The following is a 21,524-nucleotide window of genomic DNA, read 5'->3' as shown; positions in this document are numbered from 1 at the left end:
TTCGTCAGGCCAAAGAGAGGAAGAGCTTCTCCAGGTCGTCGACGCTCATCTCGCGTGAGCCGTCGGAGGCTTTGCCTTCGGCGACGCACTCCCGCAGGCCCGTCGCGACGATCTTGAACCCGGCGCGGTCCAGTGCCCGGGACACCGCGGCCAGTTGCGTGACGACGTCCTTGCACTCCCGGCCCTGCTCGATCATCGAGATCACGCCGGCCAGCTGGCCTTGCGCGCGGCGGAGTCTGTTCAAGACAGCGCCGATCGCTTCTTCGTCACCGACCATGACGATTCCTTTCGGGGTTCGGGGGTGTCGACGATCTTACCCACGGGGGTATAACGCCCGGAGTGGACAGAAGTATCCCAACCGGCACGACGCATACAGGGCGCCCGACACCACCGTGAGCCCCGCCGTCAGTGCGCCGACGAGCGGGCCGATCTCCTGGGCGAGGATCAGCGACGCCATCATCAGGACGAACCAGCCGAACCCGATGCGCAGGACCTCGACGCTGACGAGCGCGGTGAGCCTGGCCCCGGCCACGCCGCCGACCACCGCGGCCACGGTCACCGCTGCCGCCAATCGCCAGTCGATCGTCGTGGCCGACAGATGACCTGCCAGACCGGCGAACGAGTTCATGGCGATCACCACCAGCGAGGTGCCGATCGCGGTGGGCATCGGCAGACCGCCCAGCAGGGCGAGCGCGGGCACCACCAGGAATCCGCCCCCGGCGCCCACCAGGCCGGTGACGAGGCCGACGGCCGCCCCCTGCAGCAGCAGCGCACGCGGCCGGCCGGTGGGGGGAGTCCACCATCTCTGCGGAGCGGCCGCGCAGCATCGCGATGGCCGCCGTGATCATCACGGCCGCCAGGCCGACCAGTAGCAGCGAGCCGGGGAGGAACTGGCTGACCCAGCCGCCGGCGTAGGCGCCGGCCATGCCTGCCGCGCCGAACATTAGTCCCGAGCGCCACCGCACGTGTCCGGCGCGGGCATGCGACAGTGCGCCGACGGCGCTGGTCACACCGACCACCACCAGTGACGTCGTGATCGCGTGGGCGGCGTCGAGGCCGGCCACGTAGGCCAGCAACGGCACCGTCAGGATCGAACCGCCCCCGCCGAGGAGGCCGAGCGACAGCCCGACCCCCAGGGCGAGGATGACGGTCAGCGCGATCACGGCTCAGGCGTTCTGGGTGATCTCGGCCCACGCGCCGAAGCCGCCGAGGATGTCGCTGACATCAGCGAAGCCGTTGCGGCGCAGCACACTTGCCGCCACCGAGGAGCGGTAGCCGCCCGCGCAGTAGACGACCGTCGGTGCCGAGGTGTTCAATTCGGTGAACCGGTTCGGCAATTGACCGACGGGGATGTTGATCGCGCCGGGGATCATGCCCGCCTCGGTCTCGCCGGGATTGCGGACGTCGACGATCTGCAGTCCGACGATGGCAGCTGCGCGCTTATCGAAGTCCTTGGCGGACAGCCGGGATGCGACCTGCACCTGCTCGGGGTGGGTCAGCATCGCCTGTTCGGGGTCCGCCAGGTAGCCGATCACGCGGTCGAATCCGATGCGAGCAAGGCGGTTCTTGCCCTCGAGTTCGTAGCCGGGGTCGGTGATCAGGACGATGTCGTTGTCCGGCGTGACCACGGAGCCCGCGAATTCGGCGTAGCGGCCTTCGAGTCCGATGTTGATGGCCTCACGGAAGTGGCCCTGCGCGAACTGGACTGGGCTGCGGCCGTCGACCAGCACCGCGCCGGAGTGCAACCGGTCCGTCATCTCCTCGTAGGTCAGCGCGGGGGGCGCCTGATCCTCGTCGAGCAGGGCGCGGTCCTTCTGATTGAGGGTGGCGTCGTAGGCGAAGTAGCCGGGTGCGGGCGGCTGGCCCTCGGTGACCAGGGCGATGAATGTCTCCCGGTCCGGGGCGTTCAGCGCGTAGTTCGACCGCTTCTGCTCGCCGATCGTCGACGACAGTTCCGTGGAGAGGTTCTTGCCGCACGCCGAGCCGGCGCCGTGGGCGGGGTTGACGCGCGTGTCCTCCGGCAGTGTCATGAGCTTCTGGTGCACCGAGTCGTAGAGCATCGTGGCGAGCTCCTCGCGGGTGTAGCCGACCGACGCGAGCAGGTCGGGTCGGCCGACGTCGCCGATGAACAGGGTGTCGCCGGTCAGCACGCCGTAGGGCACCTCATCCTCGGCGTGCTCGTAGACCACGACGCTCATCGACTCGGGGGTATGGCCGGGAGTATGGCGGAACTCGAGGGTGACTCCGCCGTCCGAGCCCAGTGCGTACCGCTGCCCGTCCTCGACGCCCAGGACGTCGAACTCGGGCGTCGCCACCGACGAGTACACGATGGTGGCCCCGGCGGCGTCGGCTAGTTCGAGGTGCCCGGACAGGAAGTCGGCGTGGAAGTGGGTCTCTACCACCAGGTCGATGTGCAGGCCCAGCTCGCGGGCGTCGGCGAGGTACTCGGCCAAGTCACGTTGCGGGTCGACGACGACTGCGCGGCCGGACGTCTCGTCGCCGATCAGGTACGACGCATGCGACAGGCAGTCGAGGTAGTACTGGATGAACTTCACGGCTCGTCTCCTTCTTTATACCCTAGGGGGTATCGATCCGATACGTCGAAGGTATACCCCCTTGGGTATGTGAATCAAGGATTGGGCGGTGTGAGTTACGCCGCGTCGATGGCCAGCAAGCGGTGCATCACGTCGGTCAACGTCAGCACCCGCACGTCACCTGCGCCCGGCACCACCGCGAGGTGGGTCCGCGTGCTCTGCATCAACTGCAGGGCCTCGTAGATCGGCAGGTCCGCCGCCATCGTGACCGCGGGCCGCATCAGCTCGCGCGCCCGCGCTGTGGAGGCCAGGCCGTCGCGCACGTGCACGACCCCGACGACAGCGCCTGTTGCCCGGTCGCCTACGAGCAGGCGAAGGTGGCCTGATTCGCTTGCCGCAGAACGGATCTCTGCGGTATCAGCCTCGGGGGAGACCCAGCCGCTCGGCGACGCGGGACGGGCCAGCTGGTCGACCCGCAGGCCGTTCAACTCCAGGGCGCTGGACAAATTGGCGTGGTACTCGGCGTCGAGCGTGCCGGCGGCTGCGGAGTGCTCCACCAACTGACGCAGCGTCTGAGGGTCCTGGCTGTCGGCCAGTTCGTCCACCGGGACGACGCCGACGCGGCGCAGGCACCAGTTCGCGGCCTGGTTCAACGCGTGCAATAGCGGGCGCGTGACGAACATGAAGGCGCGCATCGGTGCGGCGAGAAGGGCGGCCGACCGCTCGGGATGGGCGATCGCCCAGGACTTGGGCGCCATCTCGCCGATCACCAGGTGCAGGAACGTGACGATCACCAGGGCAAGGACGAAGCCGCCGACGTCGGCAAGCCACGTGGGTGCTCCGATGTCGCGCAGCCACGGCGACAGTGCGTAGTGCACAGCAGGTTTGGTGATCGCACCAAGCAAGAGGGTGCACGCGGTGATTCCCAGCTGCGCTCCTGCCAGCACCACCGACAGCTCGGAGGCGCTGCGCAGCGCTGCCCGGGCGCCGCGGCTGTCGGCGGCCGCGTCCTCGAGTCGGCTGCGCCGGGCCGCGATCAAGGAGAACTCGACGGCGACGAAGAACGCGCTCAAGGCGATCAGCGCAGCCGTGATCAGGGATATGGACCAGAAGCTAGACATCGTTTTCCACCTGTGACCTCGGCTCGGCGTCGGCCGTGCTCAGTTGGACGCGCGCCGGGACACGCCTGCGCACAGCGTGGACCTCAGCGACCAGCGCCCGCTCGGCAGGCGGTTGTGTGCTCAGGAAGTCGGACGGTTCGGCCGGAAGGGGCACCGACACCCGGTCGCCGACGGCAGGTAGTCCGTCGGCGTGCGCGATCACCATGCCCGCCACGGTCTCGTAGTCGCCGACCGGCAGCGTCACGCCGAGCACGCGTTCCGCCTCGTCGACGGGCAGATCCCCGGCCACCAGCCAGCCGTCCGCGACCTCGGTGACGGACTCCTGCTGCCGTGTTCCGTCGTGCTCGTCGTCGATGTCGCCGACCAGTTCCTCGGCCAGGTCCTCCATCGTGACGATCCCGGCGAAGCCGCCGAACTCGTCGATCACGACGGCCATCTCTTCCTTCGAATCGGCAAGTGCACGAACCACATTCGGCAGGGGCAGCGTCTCGGGTACGACCACCGCCTGTCGGCAGTGTTGCGCCGCCGTGCCCGTCGTCGCATCGATCGACAGCAGGTCGTGCAGGTGGATGACGCCGACGACGTCGTCATGCCCGGCCGCCACGACGGGGGTAACGGGTGTGTGCAGACGCCATGCGCGCCAACACATCCGACACCGGCTCGGTGGCGAGCACCGTGTCGACGCGGGCTCGCGGGATCATCGCGTGCCGGGCCGTGGAGGTGGGGAAGTCCAGGATTCGGTCGAGCAGCGTCGACAGTTCCACCGGGATCTCGCCCGCCTCACGCGATGTCGCGACGATGTACTCCATGTCGCGCGGTGTGGCCGAGTGTTCGACGTCGTGCACCGGTTCGATGCGCAACGCGCGCAACAGGAGGTTCGACGACTGGTCGAACAGCCAGATCAGCCAGCCGAACAGTGCCAGATATGTGGTGGTGGACCACGCCAACCGCCGCGCCAGCTGCTCCGGCCGCGCCAGCGCGAGGTTCTTCGGGAACAGTTCGCCGAACAGCATCTGGATCACCGTCGAGACGCCGATCGCGGCCACACCACCGATCGCCACCGCGACCGCCACCGGGATCCCCGAACCGCCCAGCAGGGCCTCGAGGCCACGGCCGATCAGCGGCTCGGCGGCGTATCCGACGAGCAGCCCGGTGACGGTGATGCCCAGCTGTGCGCCCGACAGCATGAACGACGTCCGCTTCGTCACGGTCAGGGCACGTTCGGCGGCCCGGTCACCGGCGTCGGCGCGCGCCTTCAGGCGGGATCGGTCGACCGCCATGTAGGCGAACTCCTGGGCAACGAAATAACCCGTCGCCACAGTGATCGCGAAAACCACGACGAGGCCCAGCAGAATTGCAGCAACGGCGGTCAGCATGTGACCGCCTCGGGTCTATGGGGGTGCATCGAGTCCTTGCTCGTGAGCCATCAGGTGGCCCCGAGCGTACCTGGACTCCGAAACTGCGCTGGTCAGGCCGCTGCGCGGGCCGATCGAGCGGCATCGAAGCGATCCAGCACCGTCTCGGCGACCTGGCGGTGAGCACCCAGCGGCGCCGCCATCGGGATGCCCTCCTGCCGCGCGTATGCCGCGACCCTGTCGGTGATGCGGCCCGGGGCGAGGAACCACGGCGCGATCACCAGACGGCTCACCCCGCGCTCGCGGAGGTCGGCGACCGCCTCGGCCACAGACGGCGACGGACCGGTGGCGAACGCCGTGGTGGCCATCCAACCCGTCGTCAGCACCACGTCGCGCGCCACGGCGCCGGTGCGGACGTTGGCCTGCGTGTGCGACGACCCGACCGCGGTGACGATCACACCGACGTCCGGATCCAGGCGCGACACGCCCGCGTGCTCGAGGCGTTGCCGCAGCACCGAAATCAGACGTTCGTCCTCACCGAGCACCTCGGCCTGCCGGGCGTGCGACCCGGACTCCTCGATCATGGCCGGGATGTCCACGCGCGCGTGATAGGCGTCGGCCAGCAGCAGCGGCACCACCACCGCGCGTCCGCGCGGCACCGAGGTCAGGACGTCGACGAGATTCGGCGCGTTCTGCTCACAGAACGCCACCCGGGCGTCGAGTCCGGGACGGCGGCGGCCGATGCAGTCGACGATCGCGCGCGCGGTCGCGGCCGACCGGGGATCAGCGCTGCCGTGAGCGGTCAGCACCAGCGAGTCCGCGAACGGGCTCACGAGGCGTGCAGCCCGCACTCCGTCTTGGCCTGCCCCAGCCACCGGCCGCTGCGCGGATCGGCGCCGGCGACCGGCTTCGCGGTGCACGGTGCGCAACCGATCGACGGATAGCCCTCGTCGACCAGCGGGTTCACCAGGATGCCGTGGGTGTCGATGTAGTCCTGCATGTCGTCGTCGGTCCACGCCGCCAACGGGTTGATCTTGACCAACCCGAACGCCTGGTCCCAGCTGATCAGCGGCGCGTTCGCCCGCGTCGGCGCCTCGACTCGGCGGATGCCGGTCACCCACGCCGAGTAGCCGCGCAGCGCCTTGGACAGCGGCTCGACCTTGCGCATCCGGCAGCATTCGTTGGCGCTGCGCTCGAACAAGTTCTTGCCGAACTGCGCGTCCTGCTCGGCGACGGTGTTCTCCGGCCGCACGTTGACGACGTTCACGTCGTAGACCGCCTCGACCGCGTCCCGGGTGCCGATGGTCTCGACGAAGTGGTACCCGGTGTCGAGGAACAGCACGTCGACACCCGGACGCACCGCTGCGGCCATCTCGACGAGCACCGCGTCCTGCATGTTCGACGCCACGATGTAGTTGCCGGCGAAGTTCTCGTCAGTCCATCGCAGCAGGTCGACAGCTGACGCGTGCGGCCCCAACTCCGCCGCACCGCGCTCGGCCAATTGCTGCAAGTCCGTCTCGGTCATCACGTCGGTCACGTCACATCACCTCAAGTCCGCGTCGTCTGCTCGTAGTGCCCACGTAGCGAAACGCTCGCCCTGCTCCCGTTGTTTCACGAAATTACGAACAACCCGCTCGATGTAGTCGCCGAGCTCCGTGGCGACCACCTTGTGCTGGCGCAGCTTGCGGCCGAAGCCACTGTCCAGACCCAGACTTCCCCCGAGGTGGACCTGGAAACCCTCCTCGGGACCGTCGCCGTCGTCCACCATCTGGCCCTTGAACCCGATGTCGGCGACCTGGATGCGGGCGCACGAGTTGGGGCAGCCGTTGATGTTGATCGTGATCGGCACGTCGAGCTGGCTGTTGATGTCCTCGAGCCGCTTCTCCAGCTCCGGCACCAGCACCTGCGAGCGGCTGCGGGTCTCGGCGAAGCTCAGCTTGCAGAACTCGATGCCGGTGCAGGCCATCAGGTTGCGCCGCCAGTGTGACGGGGTGGACGGAAGATTCAGCGCATCCAGCCCGCTCCGCAACTCGTCGAGCTTGTCGTCCGGGACGTCGAGGATGATCAGCTTCTGGTACGGCGTGAAGCGGATGCGGTCACTGCCGGCCGCTTCGGCGAGGTCGGCGACCTTGGTCAGGATCGTGCCCGACACCCGGCCGGCGATCGGGGCGACCCCGACGGCGTTGAGGCCGTTCTTGAGCTTCTGCACACCGACGTGGTCGATCGGGCGGGTCACCGGGTCGGGGGCCGGTCCGTCGATCAACGGGCGCTTCAGGTACTCCGTCTCGAGAACTTCGCGGAACTTCTGCACGCCCCAGTCCTTGACGAGGAACTTCAGCCGCGCCTTCGCGCGCAGGCGCCGATAGCCGTAGTCACGGAAGACGCTGACCACGCCCTCCCACACGTCGGGCACCTCGTCGAGCGGAACCCAGGCGCCGACCCGCTGCCCCAGCATGGGGTTGGTCGACAGGCCGCCTCCGACCCAGAGGTCGAAGCCGGGTCCGTGCTCGGGATGCTCGACGCCGATGAACGCGACGTCGTTGACCTCGTGGACGACGTCCTGCAGGCCCGAGATCGCGGTCTTGAACTTGCGCGGCAGGTTGGAGTACTCCGGCTTGCCGACGTAGCGCTTGACGATCTCGTTGACCGCGGGGGTGCCGTCGATGACCTCGTCGAGCGACTCGCCGGCCAGCGGCGATCCGAGCACGACGCGAGGGCAATCGCCGCACGCCTCGGTGGTCTGCAGTCCGACCTCGTCGAGCCGGCGCCAGATCTCGGGCATGTCTTCGACGCGGATCCAGTGGTACTGGACGTTCTGGCGGTCGGAGATGTCGGCGGTGTCGCGCGCGAACTCGGTGGAGATGCCGCCGAGCGTCCGCAGCGCCGCCGCGGTCAGTGCGCCGCCGTCGCTGCGCACCCGCAGCATGAAGTACTCGTCTTCGAGCATGTCGGTGTTCTCGTCACCGGTCCAGGTGCCGTCGTAGCCGGGCTTGCGCTGGGTGTAGAGCCCCCACCAGCGGAACCGGCCGCGCAGGTCACCCTTGTCGATCGACTCGAAGCCGTTCTTGGCGTAGATGTTCTCGATGCGAGCCCGCACGTTGAGCGGGTTGTCGTCCTTCTTGGCCTGTTCGTTGGCGTTGAGCGGCTCGCGATACCCGAGCGCCCACTGGCCTTCGCCGCGGGGACGCTTGGCGGGCTTGGGTGTTGCTTCCGGTGCTGATGTCATGACTGGCTCCTCAATCGGAGCCGGCCTTCGTCACTGCGCACTGTCACCGGGGGCTGTCCGGCGACGCAGATCCGGCGGCCAGCTGAAAAGTTCAGGTGGGCAGGTCTACGAGGTCACAGAGGACAACAACAGCTGCTGCACACACGCTTGAAGTCGACGTGACGACGGATCACCAGCGCTACGCAGGTGGGCAGGATGCCGGCGTCGATCACCCGGCCATTGTGCCACGAGGGGGCCCACCGATCCCAACCGGCACAGATTTGCGCTCACGGCGAGCAAAAGTCCCCGCCCCGCGCCACCTGGAACACTGGTCGCATGCCCGTCGTATCCACCCAGGCCGCGCAGCTCCCGGAGCTGGTGCTCGCCCCCGGTGCACCGTTCGGGCTGTACATCCATGTGCCGTTCTGCGCCACACGCTGCGGATACTGCGACTTCAACACCTACACGCCGGCCGAGTTGGGAGGAGCCACACCGGCCGGCTGGCTGGCTGCTCTGCGCACCGAACTCACGCTCGCCTCGGCGCGGCTCGGGACCGCGCCAGCGGTGTCGACGGTGTTCGTCGGCGGCGGCACCCCGTCGCTGCTCGGGGCGGCCGGGCTCGCCGCGGTGCTCGATGCGATCCGCGAGCACTTCACGCTCGCGCCGGATGCGGAGGTGACGACCGAAGCCAACCCGGAATCGACGTCACCGGCGTTCTTCGACGGCCTGCGCGCGGCCGGCTACACCCGCGTCTCGCTGGGCATGCAGTCCACCGCTGCGCACGTGCTGGCGACGCTGGACCGGGTCCACTCCCCGGGCCGACCGTTGGAGGCGGCACAGGAGGCTCGGCGGGCGGGCTTCGAGCACGTCAACATCGACCTGATCTACGGCACCCCTGGTGAGAACGACGACGATCTGATGCGGTCCGCCGACGCCGCGATCGAGGCGGGTGTCGACCACGTGTCGGCCTACGCGTTGATCGTCGAAGACGGCACCGCGCTGGCCCGCAAGGTGCGCCGCCGCGAGCTTCCCGCTCCCGATGACGACGTGCTCGCGCGCCGCTACGAGCTGTTGGACCGCAGGCTCGCCGCCGCCGGCCTCGACTGGTACGAGGTGTCGAACTGGTCGCGTCCCGGTGGTCAGTGCCGGCACAACGTCGGCTACTGGAACGGTGGCCAGTGGTGGGGTGCCGGACCGGGAGCGCACGGCTACGTCGGCACCACCAGATGGTGGAATGTCAAGCACCCCAATGCCTATGCCTCCGCGCTGGACAAAGGTGAGCTGCCCGTCGCGGACTTCGAGAACCTCGACGCGGCGACGGTCCACGTCGAGGACGTGATGCTGCGGATGCGGCTGCGTAACGGGCTGCCGACGGCACTGCTGGACGACGACGAGCGCGCTCGTGCGGATCGCGCGGTCCGGGACGGCCTGGTGCGCGCCGCAGACGATGCGCTGGTGCTCACCGACCGGGGGCGGCTCCTCGCCGACGCCGTGGTGCGAGACCTGCTGACCTGATCAGGGCAGTGTCGATCACGCCAGAGCGGCCGCCAGCCGGCGCCACTGCTCCCGCGGGAACTCCCGCGGATCCGCGGTGAGCACCTGCACGCACACGTGATCCGCGCCGGCGTCGAGATGCTCGGTGACCCGGCGCAGCACAGTCTCCTCGTCGCCCCAGGCGATCAGCGCGTCGAACAGCCGGTCGCTGACCGTGCTGATGTCCTCCTCGGTGAAGCCGCTGCGCAGGATGTTGTTCGCATAGTTCGGCAACCCCAGGTACGAGCGCAGCCAGTCGGTGCCGATCGCGCGTGCGTCGTCTCTGTTGTCGACGAGCAGCACGCTCTGCTCGGGGAGCAGCATCGGTCCGTCACCCAACAGTTCTCGCGCCGTGCGGGTGTGATCGGGCGTGCTCAGGTAGGGGTGCGCGCCGGCAGCCCGGGTCGCCGACAGCTCAAGCATCTTCGGGCCGAGTGCCGCGAGCACCCGATTGGCGGCCGGCACCGGGGTCGGCGATGCGTCGATGCCGTCGAGGAAGGCCTTCGTGGCGGCCAGCGGCTTGCGGTAGCGGCCTGGCTCCTGCGAGTCGATCAGCGGGGCATGGCTGACACCGATGCCGAGAAGGAAGCGCTCACCATGGGTTTCGGTGAGTGTGGCGTATCGCGCGGCCACCTCGGCCGGCTCGTGCATCCACAGGTTCAGGATGCCGGTGGCGATGACGGTCTTCGACGTCGCGGTCAACAGGTTGTCGACGGCGTCGAGCACCGGGCCGCCGACGTCGGGGATCCACAGCGCCGGGAAACCGAGCTCATCGAGCTCGGCGGCCGCCTCGGCCGCCTCCCCGGCGTTGCCGTACCGCAACTGCGAACTCCACAACCCGACACCTGTCAATTTCATAGCTCTACTCATACCGTGCGCGCACTCGGCTCCGCCAGCACCCGGCGTGTGCTTCGATAACCGCGACCGAAGGGGGCGACCGTGGCGGATGCGGACGAGCGGGGTCGGCTGGAAAGCCTTGCCGACGGGATTCTGTCCGCCCTCGACGGCGTGGCCGAGAGCCTGGGTGGCGAGCCTGTCGTCGACGACGCGATCGCGCGGGCCATGGCAGCAGTCGCCGCCGTCGGGGGTGAATTCGTCCGGCGCTACCACCGGCTCGACATCGAGGCGTCGATCGATGTGCCTGAGGAGCCCGTGCTGTTCGTCGCCAATCACGGCTTCGGCGGCGTCGTCGACCTGAACGTCTTCGCCGTCCGGGCAGCCCTGGACGAGATGCACCTCGATCGTCCGCTGACGATCCTGACCCATCAGCTCGCCTGGACGCTGGGAGTCGGTCGACTCTTCGAGCCTCTCGGGGCGCGTCCGGCCAGCCGCGACAGCGCCGTGGAGGCCTTCGAGGCGGGCCACCACGTCCTGGTGTTCCCCGGTGGCGACAAGGACGCGGCGAAGACGTTCGACGAGCGCAACCTGGTGAAGTTCGACGGCCGCACCGGCTTCGCGAAGCTGGCCGTCGAGCAGCAGGTACCGATCGTCCCGCTGGTCACCGCCGGTGCGGGGGAGTCGCTGCTGGTGCTCTCCAGCGGCGAGCGGCTGGCGCGAGCTCTGCGCCTGGACAAGGTTCTTCGCGTCAAAGCGCTGCCGGTGAGCGTGTCGGTGCCATGGGGTCTCAATGTCGGCGCGGTCGGCATGCTGCCCTACCTGCCGCTGCCGACCAAGCTCGTCACGCGCGTGCTCGCCCCGATGACCGTCGCCGACGGCGAGGCTGACGAACATTTCGCCGCCCGGGTGGAGGCTGCGATGCAGAAGGCGATGACCGACCTGACCCGGGACCGCAAACCGTTGCTGGGGTGAGGGCTCAGCCCATTTGCGGCGCGGGCATGTCCATGTCGAACACCCGCGCGTGCAACACGGTGCGATTGCGCAGCGCCGCCCGCACCGCGCGGTGCAACCCGTCTTCGAGGTAGACGTTGCCGCGCCAGCGCACCGCGTGCGGGAACAGGTCGCCGTAGAAGGTCGAGTCCTCCGACAGCAGCCGGTCCAAGGCCAGCACCGTCGTCGTCATCACGAGTTCATCGAGGCGGATCTGGCGCGGCGGAATCTGGGCCCATTGCCGGTGGGACAGACCGTGATCCGGATACGGCCTGCCGTCGCGGACACCCTTGAAGATCATCGACGCGCCTTTGCTTGCCTACCATCGCTTCTGCTTAGCCTCGCAAGGTTAACCCGACGCCCGAGAGTGCGCCGGACCGCTCAAACGCGATCACCCCTGTTGATGACCGTAAAATGAACCGGTCGGTCACATGCGATTCGAAGTGGGGTGAGCAATGGGCAGCGCTGATGAGCGCCGATTCGAAGTTCTCCGCGCGATCGTCGCCGATTTCGTCGCGACGAAGGAGCCCATCGGCTCCAAGACACTGGTCGAGCGGCACAACCTCGGGGTGTCCAGTGCGACCGTGCGCAACGACATGGCCGTGCTGGAGGCCGAGGGATACATCACCCAGCCGCACACCAGCTCCGGCCGGGTACCGACCGAGAAGGGCTACCGCGAATTCGTCGATCGGCTCGACGATGTGAAGCCGATGTCGGGGGCGGAGCGCCGCGCGATCCTGTCCTTCCTCGAATCCGGCGTCGACCTCGACGACGTGCTGCGGCGCGCGGTCCGGCTGCTGGCGCAGCTGACCCGCCAGGTCGCGATCGTGCAGTATCCGACGCTGTCCACGTCGACGGTCCGTCGCCTCGAGGTGGTCGCACTGACCCCGGCCCGGCTGCTGCTGGTCGTGATCACCGACTCCGGGCGCGTGGATCAGCGCATCGTCGAACTCGGCGACGGCATCGACGACGCCCAGCTGGCGCAGTTGAGAGACCTTCTGGGACAGGCTCTGGAGGGTAAGCCGCTTGCGGCCGCCTCGATCGCGGTGTCCGATCTCGCGTCGCACATCACCGGCCAGGGCGGGCTGGCCAACGCGGTCGGCCGGGCGGCGACGGTGCTGGTCGAGACGCTCGTGGAGCACACCGAGGAGCGTCTGCTGCTCGGCGGCACCGCCAACCTGACCCGCAACACCGCCGATTTCGGCGGCTCGCTGCGATCGGTCCTGGAGGCGCTCGAGGAGCAGGTGGTGGTTCTGCGGCTGCTGGCCAAGCAGCAGGAGGCGGGCCGGGTGACCGTGCGGATCGGGCACGAGACCCAGGCCGAGCAGATGGCCGGCACCTCGGTGGTCAGCACGGCATACGGTAGTTCGGGCAAGGTGTTCGGCGGCATGGGTGTGTTGGGTCCCACACGGATGGACTATCCGGGAACCATCGCCAACGTCGCCGCAGTTGCTCTCTATATTGGCGAAGTCCTAGGTAGCCGCTGAGCTGTGCTGCGTTGGGTATTCAGCACAGATCGACGGGTGGGAGAGGTTGAGCGTGGCACGCGACTATTACGGTTTGCTCGGAGTGGGCAAAGGCGCCAGTGATACGGAGATCAAGCGCGCCTATCGCAAGCTGGCCCGCGAACTGCACCCCGACGTCAACCCCGACGAAGAGGCGCAGGCGCGCTTCAAGGACGTCAGCGCCGCCTACGAGGTGCTCAGCGATCCCGAGAAGCGACGCATCGTCGACATGGGCGGGGATCCCCTGGAGTCGGCCGGTGCCGGCGGTGGCGGGTTCTCGGGCTTCGGGGGCCTCGGGGATGTCTTCGAGGCGTTCTTCGGCGGCGGCGCCACATCCCGCGGTCCCATCGGCCGTGTCCGCCCCGGCTCGGATTCGCTGCTGCGCATGCGGCTCGACCTGGAGGAATGCGCGACCGGCGTGACCAAGCAGGTCACCGTCGACACCGCGGTGCTGTGCGACCTCTGCCACGGCAAGGGCACCCACGGCAATTCGACCCCGATGACGTGCGACACCTGCCACGGCCGCGGTGAGGTGCAGACGGTCCAGCGTTCGCTGCTCGGTCAGGTGATGACGTCGCGCCCCTGCCCGGTGTGCGGCGGTGTCGGTGAGGTGATCCCCGATCCGTGCAACCGGTGCGCCGGTGACGGTCGGGTGCGGGCGCGTCGCGAGATCAGCGTCAAGATCCCCGCCGGCGTCGGCGAGGGAATGCGGGTGCGCCTGGCCGCGCAGGGTGAGGTCGGGCCCGGTGGCGGCCCGGCCGGTGACCTGTACGTCGAGGTGCACGAGAAGCCGCACGACGTGTTCGTCCGCGACGGCGACGACCTGCACTGCACGATCTCGGTTCCGATGGTCGACGCCGCGCTGGGCACCTCGGTGTCGGTGGATGCGATCCTCGACGGTCCGACCGAGATCACGGTTGGTGCGGGCACGCAGCCGGGGTCGGTGACGACGCTGCGCGGTCACGGGATGCCGCATCTGCGGTCCGGCGTGCGCGGTGACCTGCATGCCCACATCGACGTGGTGGTGCCGTCGCGGCTGGATCACGACGACATCGAACTGCTGCGTTCGTTCAAGGAGCGCAGCCGCGACACCGCGCAGGTGCGCACGTCGCAGTCCGCCTCCGCGAACAACGGCGGCGGGCTGTTCTCTCGGTTGCGCGAGACGTTCACGGGTCGCTGACGTTTGCGGACCCTGTTCTACGTCGACGCGGTTCCCGCGGTCGGTGAGCTCGCTGTCGTCGACGGCGACGAGGGGCACCATGCGGCGACGGTCTGCCGCACCAGGACGGGGGAGCACCTCGACCTGTCCGACGGCGTGGGCGTGGTCGCGCACTGCATCGTCGAAGACGTCGCGAAGGGACGCCTGACTGCGCGCGTTCAGGACCGGCGCGTCGTCGAACCACCGGTGCCGACGGTCACGGTGGTGCAGGCCCTGCCCAAATCGGAGCGGGCCGAGCTCGCCGTCGAACTGGCCACCGAAGCCGGCGCCGACGCCTTCGTGCCGTGGCAGGCGGCCCGGTGCGTCGCGCGCTGGGAGGGCGCGGCGAAGACCGACAAAGGTCTGCGCAGGTGGGCTGCGGTGGCGCGGTCTGCCGCTCGACAGTCGCGGCGCCCGCATGTCCCAGCCGTCCACGACGTCGTCTCCACCGCCGGGCTGGCCGAGCTCGTGCGGGCCGCCGCTCCCGAACCGGTCCTGGTGTTGCACGAATCGGCCGAGCTTCCGCTCGCGGAAATACCGCTGGCCGGCGCTGCCGCGGTGCTGCTGGTGGTCGGACCCGAGGGGGGCATCACCGACGCCGAACTGGCCACCCTGACCGAGGCAGGGGCGCGCATCGTGAGGCTCGGCCCCTCGGTGCTGCGGACATCCACGGCGGCGGCCGTCGCGTTGGGTGCGCTCGGGGTGCTGACCCCGCGCTGGTCCTGACGCTAAACTGGACGTCAGCAATCACCAGCTCAGGAAGCAGGCAGAAAACCCCACGTGACGCCCCGCGAGACGAACGCAGGCTCGGACAGTTCGCAGGTCCGCAGCAGCATCACCGTTCCGCCCGACCTCGTGGTGGGCCTGCTCGGCCGCTCCGACGAGAACCTCCGGGCGCTGGAAACCCTCCTCACCGCCGATATCCACGCCCGCGGCAACGCACTGACCGTCTCCGGTGAACCGGCCGATGTCGCGCTGGCCGAACGCGTTGTCTCCGAACTCCTCGAGATCCTCGGCAGCGGTCAGCGGCTCACCCCCGACGCGGTGCGACACAGCGTGGCCATGCTGACCGGGGCCGGTGACGAATCCCCGGCCGACGTGCTGACGCTGGACATCCTCAGCCGCCGCGGCAAGACCATCCGGCCCAAGACGCTGAACCAGAAGCGCTACGTCGACGCGATCGATCACCACACCATCGTGTTCGGCATCGGGCCTGCGGGCACCGGCAAGACCTATCTGGCGATGGCGAAAGCCGTCAGCGCGCTGCAGTCCAAACAGGTCAGCCGCATCATCCTGACCCGCCCCGCCGTCGAGGCCGGTGAACGTCTGGGCTTCCTGCCCGGAACCCTGAGCGAGAAGATCGACCCCTATCTGCGCCCGCTCTACGACGCGCTGCACGACATGATGGATCCTGAGCTCATCCCCAAGCTGATGAGCGCCGGCGTGATCGAGGTCGCGCCGCTGGCCTACATGCGCGGCCGCACGATCTCCGATGCGTTCATCATCCTCGACGAGGCGCAGAACACCACCGCCGAGCAGATGAAGATGTTCCTGACCCGGTTGGGCTTCAACTCGAAAATCGTTGTGACAGGCGATATCACGCAGGTGGACCTGCCCGGTGGGGCGCCGTCGGGGCTCAACGCCGCCATGCGGATTCTCGACGGCATCGACGACATCCACTTCTCCGAACTCACCAGCGCCGACGTGGTGCGCCACCGGTTGGTGTCCGAGATCGTCGACGCCTACGCCAAATTCGAGGAGCCGACCCTGATGAACCGGGCCCAGCGCCGCTCCGGCACCGGACGGCCGAGGCGGTAATCGAACCCATGACCATCGAGGTGTCCAACGAGTCGGGCATCGACGTCTCCGAAACCGAACTAGTGAGCGTCGCGCGCTTCGTGATCCGCAAGATGGACGTCAATCCCGCTGCCGAATTGTCCATGGTGCTGTTGGATTCAGCTGCCATGGCCGACCTGCACATGCGCTGGATGGATCTGCCCGGCCCCACCGACGTGATGAGCTTCCCGATGGACGAGCTCGAGCCCGGCGGGCGCCCGGACGCCCCCGAGCCGGGCCAGGAGATGCTGGGCGACATCGTGCTGTGTCCGGAGTTCGCCGCCAAGCAGGCGACCGACGCGGGCCACACGCTCGGACAGGAACTGGCCCTGCTCACCGTGCACGGCGTGCTGCATCTGCTGGGTTACGACCACGCCGAACCCGACGAGGAAAAAGAGATGTTCGCCCTGCAACGGCAGCTGCTCGAGGAGTGGGTGGCCGAACAGGTCGAGGCCTACCACCAGGACCGGCAGACCGAGAAGGACCGCCGGTTGCTCGACGAATCGCGGTACTTCAACGAATCCCGCTACGAGTCCCCCCGCGGCGACACTCCGTGACCGGGTTGGGCCAGCTCGTCGGGGCGATCCTGCTGATCGCCTCCGCGGGCCTCTTCGCCGCGATCGACGCCGCGGTCAGCACCGTGTCGATGGCTCGCGTCGAGGAGTTGGTGCGCGACGACCGACCCGGCGCGGTGCGGCTTCTCCAGGTGATGGCCGATCGTCCTCGGTACATCAATCTCGTTGTGCTGCTGCGCATTGCGTGCGAGGTGAGCGCGACGGTGCTGCTGGCGGCCTACCTCGACGACTACCTGGGCGTCAGTGGCGGACTCATGACGGCCGCGGCCATCATGACAGTGATCAGCTTCGTCGCGATCGGAGTGGGTCCCCGCACCGTCGGCCGGCAGAACGCCTACACGATCGCTTTGGTCTCGGCGCTTCCGCTGCAAGGCATCTCGGTGGTGTTCACCCCCATCAGCCGGCTGCTGGTGCTGCTCGGTAATGCACTCACGCCGGGCCGCGGATTCCGCAACGGACCGTTCTCCTCGGAGATCGAGTTACGTGAGGTGGTCGACCTCGCCCAGCAGCGCGGTGTGGTGGCCGACGACGAACGTCGGATGATCCAGTCGGTGTTCGAGCTCGGTGACACGCCGGCGCGTGAGGTGATGGTGCCGCGCACCGAGATGGTGTGGATCGAATCAGACAAGACAGCCGGTCAAGCCACGTCGCTGGCGGTGCGCAGCGGGCATTCCCGGATCCCGGTGATCGGTGAGAACGTCGACGACATCGTCGGCGTCGTCTACCTCAAAGACCTTGTGCAGCGGACGTACTCGTCACGCAACGGCGGCCGGGACACCTCGGTGGCCGACGTGATGCGCAAGCCGGCGTTCGTGCCGGATTCCAAGCCGCTGGATGCTCTGCTGCGGGAGATGCAGCTCGACCGTGTGCACATGGTTCTGCTCGTCGACGAGTACGGCGCGATCGCCGGCCTGGTCACGATCGAGGACGTACTGGAGGAGATCGTCGGCGAGATCGCCGACGAGTACGACGTCGACGAGGTCGCCCCCGTCGAGGATCTCGGCGAACGGCAGTACCGGGTGTCGGCGCGGTTACCCATCGAGGATCTCGGCGAGCTCTACGATCTCGAGTTGTCCGAGGATCTCGACGTCGACACAGTCGGCGGACTGTTGGCCCTCGAGCTGGGCCGCGTTCCGCTGCCCGGCGCCGAGATCACCTGGGACGGACTGCTGTTGCGGGCCGAAGGCGGCCCGGACCCGCGCGGGCGTGTGCGCGTCGGCACCGTGCTCGTCAGTCCCGTCGACCCCGAGCCGGAGGACACGGAGGACAGCGATGGGCAGTGATCTCGACGCCGAAGACGCCAAGCTAGTGGTGCTCGCCCGCGGCGCCATGGCGCGGGCGGAGGCGGCAAGCGGTGCCGCGGTGCGCGACGCCGACGGCCGCACCTACGCCGGCGCCCCCGTGCGACTGGCGGCGTTGGAACTGACGGCCCTTCAGGCCGCCGTCGCGGCCGCGGTGTCCAGCGGCGCGACGGGTCTGGAAGCTGCGGTGCTCACCGGCGGTGACGCCGACGATCCGGGGGTGGCCGCCGTCCGCGAGTTGAGTGCCGACGCCGCGATCATCGTCACCGACCGGACCGGAACCCCGCTGTGAGCGACGAATTCCGGTCAGGCTTCGCCTGTTTCGTGGGACGGCCGAACACCGGCAAGTCCACGCTGACCAATGCGCTGGTGGGCGCGAAGGTGGCGATCACGTCGAACCGGCCGCAGACCACCCGCCACACCATCCGGGGAATCGTGCACCGGGACAGCTTCCAGATCGTGCTCGTCGACACCCCGGGACTGCACCGGCCCCGCACCTTGCTGGGGCAGCGGCTCAACGATCTGGTCAAGGACACCTACTCCGAAGTCGACGTCATCGGCCTCTGCATCCCGGCCGACGAGAAGATCGGACCGGGTGACCGGTTCATCTACGAGCAGATCCGCGCTGTGGCGCCGAGGACCACGCTGGTCGCGATCGTCACGAAGATCGACAAGGTCAGCAAAGACGCTGTGGCGCAACAGCTGATGGCGGTCAGTGAACTCGTGGGCCCTGACGCCGACATCGTGCCCGTCTCGGCGACCAGAGCCGAGCAACTCGACGTGCTGACCGACGTCATCGTTTCGCATCTGCCGCCCGGTCCTGCCTTCTATCCGGACGGGGAGCTCACCGACGAGCCCGAAGAAGTGTTGATGGCCGAGCTGATCCGCGAGGCCGCGCTCGAGGGCGTCCGAGACGAACTGCCGCATTCACTGGCGGTGGTGATCGACGAGATCGAGGAGCGGGAGAGCCGAGACGATCAGCCGCCGCTGATCGCCGTGCACGCGATCCTCTACGTCGAGCGGGATTCGCAGAAGGGCATCGTGATCGGCAAGGGCGGCGCCCGGCTGCGTGAGGTCGGCACCGCGGCGCGCATGCAGATCGAGAAGCTTCTCGGCACCAAGGTCTACCTCGATCTGCGCGTCAAGATCGCCAAGAACTGGCAGCGCGATCCCAAACAGCTGGGGAGGCTGGGGTTCTGATCGGGTGATCCGCTAGCGCTGTGTCAGAGTGGACCGGTGACGTACGGGCAGGGGTGGGAACCGCCGGCGGTGGATTGGTCCTCGACGCGGGGGCGAATTCTGCTGGCGGCATCGGTGTTGTTCGCCCAGCGGGGATATTTCGGCACCTCGACTCGTGACATCGCCGAGGCTGTACACATCCGGCAGCCGTCGCTGTTCCACCACTTCGAGGCCAAGCACGAGATCTTCCGCACGCTGGTCGAACTCGATCTCGGGCCGTCGATCGCGCGGATGGACCAGCGGCTGGGGGAGACCTCGAGTTGGGCCGAGAAGCTCCACCTCGCCATCGCCTGCGACGTCCGGGAGATCTTGGTGCAGCCGTTCGACGCGCGGGGGCTGTACCAGGATGCGGTGCTGGCACTCGACGAGTTCGAGGCCGAGCGACGGGGCATCGAGACGTTCCACCGGCAGATCGAGCGCGTGGTGACCGGCGGCAGGCGCGCGGGGGAGTTCGCGTCGTTCGAGCCGTCGTTCGTGGTGCGCGCCACCAACGGTGTGTTGTTCGAGACGCTGCGGGAGCAGGGCGGGCCGGCGGGGCCGGTGCACCGGCAGCGTCCCGTCCAGGCGGCCGACTTCGTCGTGCGCTCGTTGTTGCTCGACCAGGCCCGCCTGGACGGCATCCGGACCGTCACGCGACGCCGCCTCAAGGAGCTGGCCACCTCACGCGCCAGCTGAGCGCTCGTCTTCCCACGATTCGGGTCATGTGACATCGGGGTAAAAGATCTCGCCGATCCGTGGCCTATCGATCGATAGTGACCTATCGTCCGATAGGTAGATCGGATGGCATGGTCCATCCGGCACCGAGTTCTGGGAGGACCCGTGACAGGACCATCGAAACGCTCACTCGTCGCCGTAGTGGCCGCTGCGCTGAGCATGGGGCTCGGCGCCTGCTCGTCGGATGATTCATCGACTGCCGAGCCCACCGGACCGGCGAAAGTCCAGCCGCCCGCCATCCTGCAGGCCGGCACTCTGAAGATCTGTGCCCCCAACGACGGCACGCCCCCCAACGTCTACCACGACGAATCCGGGGAACTGATAGGCAGCGAGGTGGACCTGGGCAAGGCGCTCGCCGCGCAGATGGGGCTCAAACCGCAGTTCGTCGAATCCGCCTTCGCCGCAGTCATTCCGACGCTACAAGCCAAGCAGTGCGACGTGATCATGGCGCAGCTCTACATCAAACCCGAACGCGAGGCCGTCGTCGACTTCGTGCCCTACGTCTACTCGGGCACCGGCATCGCGGTGGCCAAGGACAAGCCGGCCGATGTCACCGGCCTCGACGACAGCCTGTGCAGGCACAAGAAAGGTCATGGTGGCCGTCGCGACCACGGCCGAGTCCCTGGCGATGGAACAGTCCGACAAGTGCACCGCCGCAGGCAAACCCGCTGTCGATGTCAACCGCAGCAATCAGGCCGACGTGTCGCTGCAGCAGCTGCAGAACGGACAGGTCGACGCGTTCATGGACACGGCCGAGACGCTCGGCTATTACCAGACCAAGACTGGCGCCAAGATCCAGACGGTCGGCGAACCGTTCGGCACGATCAAGATCGGCGCAGCCACGCTCAAGGGCGACACGGCGCTGCACGACGCCATCGCTTCCGCGCTCGGCGAACTGGAGAGCAACGGCACCTACGGCAAGATCCTCGACGAGTGGGGCATGTCCGACCTCAGCATCCAGAAATAGCATCCAGAAACAGGTTGCGATGCAATTCGACTGGCAGTTCTTCTGGAAGTCGCTGTTCACTCCCAGCGATGCGTTTCTCGACGGGTTGATGTTGACGATCGTGGTGTCGGCGATCGCGATGGTGCTCGCCACCGTGGTCGGACTGGGTATCGCACTGATGCGCCGATCCCCGTACGCGGTCGTCAGATGGTGCGCCAGCGTCTACATCTGGGTCATCCGCGGCACGCCGCTTCTGGTGCAAACTGGTGATCATCTACACCGGTCTGGCTGCGGTGGGGCTCTACCAGTTCCACGACGTCGATCTGCTCGGTCTGTCGGTCAAGGCCGCCGTACAGGCGGCCATCGTCGGTCTGATGATCAACGAGAGCGCCTACATCGCCGAGATCATCAGGGCTGGACTCGATTCGGTGCCCAAGGGGCAGTTCGAGGCGGCCGCCTCCCTGGGCATGACGACCACCAAGCTGATGCGCTGGATCATCGTGCCGCAGGCGCTACGGGTCATGGTGCCGCCGCTGGGCAATTCCTTCAACGGGCTGATGAAGACCACGTCGGTGCTGTCGGTGATCGGGGTGAGCGAGATGTTCCTCGTCACCCAGTCGATCAGCTCCGCGACC

At 68.0% G+C, this 21,524-nt stretch carries 21 protein-coding genes and 3 pseudogenes; 14 read left to right on the top strand and 10 right to left on the bottom strand.

The window, feature by feature from the left end; translation table 11 throughout:
* Positions 1-4: 4 nt before the first annotated feature.
* The 8 genes and pseudogenes from PGN37_RS23305 to PGN37_RS23270 all read right to left on the bottom strand — a co-directional run bounded on the left by PGN37_RS23305 (position 5) and on the right by PGN37_RS23270 (position 8,236).
* Complete coding sequence (locus tag PGN37_RS23305; RefSeq protein WP_335333360.1) at positions 5-277, bottom strand: metal-sensitive transcriptional regulator; 273 nt, start codon at positions 275-277, stop codon at positions 5-7.
* A gap of 36 nt (positions 278-313) precedes the next feature.
* Positions 314-1,163 (bottom strand): annotated as a pseudogene (locus PGN37_RS23300) (sulfite exporter TauE/SafE family protein).
* Between the two features lie 3 nt (positions 1,164-1,166).
* The gene (locus PGN37_RS23295) at positions 1,167-2,555 is read right to left on the bottom strand and encodes an MBL fold metallo-hydrolase (protein ID WP_335333359.1); all 1,389 of its coding nucleotides are present in this window, start codon (positions 2,553-2,555) and stop codon (positions 1,167-1,169) included.
* Positions 2,556-2,650: 95 nt separating this feature from the next.
* Entirely contained in the window at positions 2,651-3,655 is a 1,005-nt protein-coding gene (locus PGN37_RS23290; RefSeq protein ID WP_335333358.1) for a hemolysin family protein, read from the bottom strand.
* Positions 3,648-5,031: pseudogene (locus PGN37_RS23285) on the bottom strand (hemolysin family protein). The gene PGN37_RS23290 and the pseudogene PGN37_RS23285 overlap by 8 nt, the downstream one beginning before the upstream one ends.
* A 92-nt stretch (positions 5,032-5,123) precedes the next feature.
* Positions 5,124-5,843: a sirohydrochlorin chelatase gene (locus tag PGN37_RS23280; RefSeq protein WP_335333357.1), complete on the bottom strand. Its 720-nt coding sequence runs from the start codon at positions 5,841-5,843 to the stop codon at positions 5,124-5,126.
* Positions 5,840-6,535, bottom strand: coding sequence for a phosphoadenylyl-sulfate reductase (locus PGN37_RS23275; protein WP_442933001.1), 696 nt, complete (start codon positions 6,533-6,535; stop codon positions 5,840-5,842). The genes PGN37_RS23280 and PGN37_RS23275 overlap by 4 nt, the downstream gene beginning before the upstream one ends.
* Before the next feature lie 18 nt (positions 6,536-6,553).
* The gene (locus PGN37_RS23270; protein ID WP_335333355.1) at positions 6,554-8,236 is read right to left on the bottom strand and encodes a nitrite/sulfite reductase; all 1,683 of its coding nucleotides are present in this window, start codon (positions 8,234-8,236) and stop codon (positions 6,554-6,556) included.
* 315 nt (positions 8,237-8,551) lie between these two features.
* Between PGN37_RS23270 and hemW the strand changes: the two genes are divergently transcribed.
* Positions 8,552-9,730, top strand: coding sequence for a radical SAM family heme chaperone HemW (hemW, locus tag PGN37_RS23265; protein WP_335333354.1), 1,179 nt, complete (start codon positions 8,552-8,554; stop codon positions 9,728-9,730).
* Positions 9,731-9,745: 15 nt separating this feature from the next.
* Here hemW and PGN37_RS23260 read toward each other — a convergent pair whose 3' ends face one another.
* Entirely contained in the window at positions 9,746-10,606 is an 861-nt protein-coding gene (locus PGN37_RS23260; protein WP_335333353.1) for an LLM class F420-dependent oxidoreductase, read from the bottom strand.
* Between the two features lie 81 nt (positions 10,607-10,687).
* On the opposite strand from PGN37_RS23260, the gene PGN37_RS23255 reads away from it, so the two are divergent.
* On the top strand, positions 10,688-11,557 hold the full coding sequence (locus PGN37_RS23255; protein WP_335333352.1) for a 1-acyl-sn-glycerol-3-phosphate acyltransferase: 870 nt from the start codon (positions 10,688-10,690) through the stop codon (positions 11,555-11,557).
* Positions 11,558-11,561: 4 nt separating this feature from the next.
* On the opposite strand, the gene PGN37_RS23250 is transcribed toward PGN37_RS23255, so the two are convergent.
* The gene (locus tag PGN37_RS23250; protein WP_335333351.1) at positions 11,562-11,876 is read right to left on the bottom strand and encodes a type II toxin-antitoxin system VapB family antitoxin; all 315 of its coding nucleotides are present in this window, start codon (positions 11,874-11,876) and stop codon (positions 11,562-11,564) included.
* A gap of 154 nt (positions 11,877-12,030) precedes the next feature.
* Between PGN37_RS23250 and hrcA the strand changes: the two genes are divergently transcribed.
* From hrcA to PGN37_RS23185, 12 genes and pseudogenes are all read left to right on the top strand, one after another.
* Entirely contained in the window at positions 12,031-13,062 is a 1,032-nt protein-coding gene (gene hrcA / locus PGN37_RS23245) for a heat-inducible transcriptional repressor HrcA (protein ID WP_335333350.1), read from the top strand.
* A 52-nt stretch (positions 13,063-13,114) separates the two neighbouring features.
* Positions 13,115-14,260 carry a molecular chaperone DnaJ gene (gene dnaJ, locus PGN37_RS23240; protein WP_335333349.1) on the top strand — a complete coding sequence of 382 codons (1,146 nt, stop codon included), beginning with the start codon at positions 13,115-13,117 and terminating at the stop codon, positions 14,258-14,260.
* A 3-nt stretch (positions 14,261-14,263) separates the two neighbouring features.
* A complete protein-coding gene (locus PGN37_RS23235) occupies positions 14,264-15,004 on the top strand; it encodes a 16S rRNA (uracil(1498)-N(3))-methyltransferase (RefSeq protein ID WP_335333348.1) in 741 nt (246 codons plus the stop codon).
* Positions 15,005-15,058: 54 nt separating this feature from the next.
* Positions 15,059-16,096 (top strand): PhoH family protein, encoded by a 1,038-nt coding sequence (locus tag PGN37_RS23230; protein WP_335333347.1) that lies wholly within the window; start codon positions 15,059-15,061, stop codon positions 16,094-16,096.
* Positions 16,097-16,104: 8 nt separating this feature from the next.
* Positions 16,105-16,671, top strand: coding sequence for an rRNA maturation RNase YbeY (ybeY, locus tag PGN37_RS23225; RefSeq protein ID WP_335333346.1), 567 nt, complete (start codon positions 16,105-16,107; stop codon positions 16,669-16,671).
* Positions 16,668-17,972 carry a hemolysin family protein gene (locus PGN37_RS23220; RefSeq protein ID WP_335333345.1) on the top strand — a complete coding sequence of 435 codons (1,305 nt, stop codon included), beginning with the start codon at positions 16,668-16,670 and terminating at the stop codon, positions 17,970-17,972. The genes ybeY and PGN37_RS23220 overlap by 4 nt, the downstream gene beginning before the upstream one ends.
* Positions 17,962-18,282 (top strand): cytidine deaminase, encoded by a 321-nt coding sequence (locus tag PGN37_RS23215; protein WP_335333344.1) that lies wholly within the window; start codon positions 17,962-17,964, stop codon positions 18,280-18,282. Before PGN37_RS23220 ends, PGN37_RS23215 begins: the two co-directional genes overlap by 11 nt.
* On the top strand, positions 18,279-19,190 hold the full coding sequence (gene era / locus PGN37_RS23210) for a GTPase Era (RefSeq protein ID WP_335333343.1): 912 nt from the start codon (positions 18,279-18,281) through the stop codon (positions 19,188-19,190). The genes PGN37_RS23215 and era overlap by 4 nt, the downstream gene beginning before the upstream one ends.
* Before the next feature lie 36 nt (positions 19,191-19,226).
* Positions 19,227-19,904 (top strand): TetR/AcrR family transcriptional regulator, encoded by a 678-nt coding sequence (locus PGN37_RS23205; protein ID WP_335333342.1) that lies wholly within the window; start codon positions 19,227-19,229, stop codon positions 19,902-19,904.
* 105 nt (positions 19,905-20,009) lie between these two features.
* On the top strand, positions 20,010-20,999 hold the full coding sequence (locus tag PGN37_RS27370) for a transporter substrate-binding domain-containing protein (RefSeq protein ID WP_442933000.1): 990 nt from the start codon (positions 20,010-20,012) through the stop codon (positions 20,997-20,999).
* Positions 20,930-21,091 (top strand): annotated as a pseudogene (locus PGN37_RS23190) (amino acid ABC transporter permease); the annotation flags it as partial. The gene PGN37_RS27370 and the pseudogene PGN37_RS23190, both read left to right, overlap by 70 nt.
* Before the next feature lie 64 nt (positions 21,092-21,155).
* On the top strand, positions 21,156-21,524 hold a 369-nt coding region (locus PGN37_RS23185), incomplete at its 3' end, for an ABC transporter permease subunit (RefSeq protein ID WP_335333340.1).

The sequence above is a fragment of the Mycobacterium kyogaense genome, from assembly GCF_036946525.1.
Lineage (GTDB): Bacteria > Actinomycetota > Actinomycetes > Mycobacteriales > Mycobacteriaceae > Mycobacterium > Mycobacterium kyogaense_A.
Note: the sequence above shows the minus strand (reverse complement) of the source record. Positions and strands in the feature narration are given on the sequence as shown.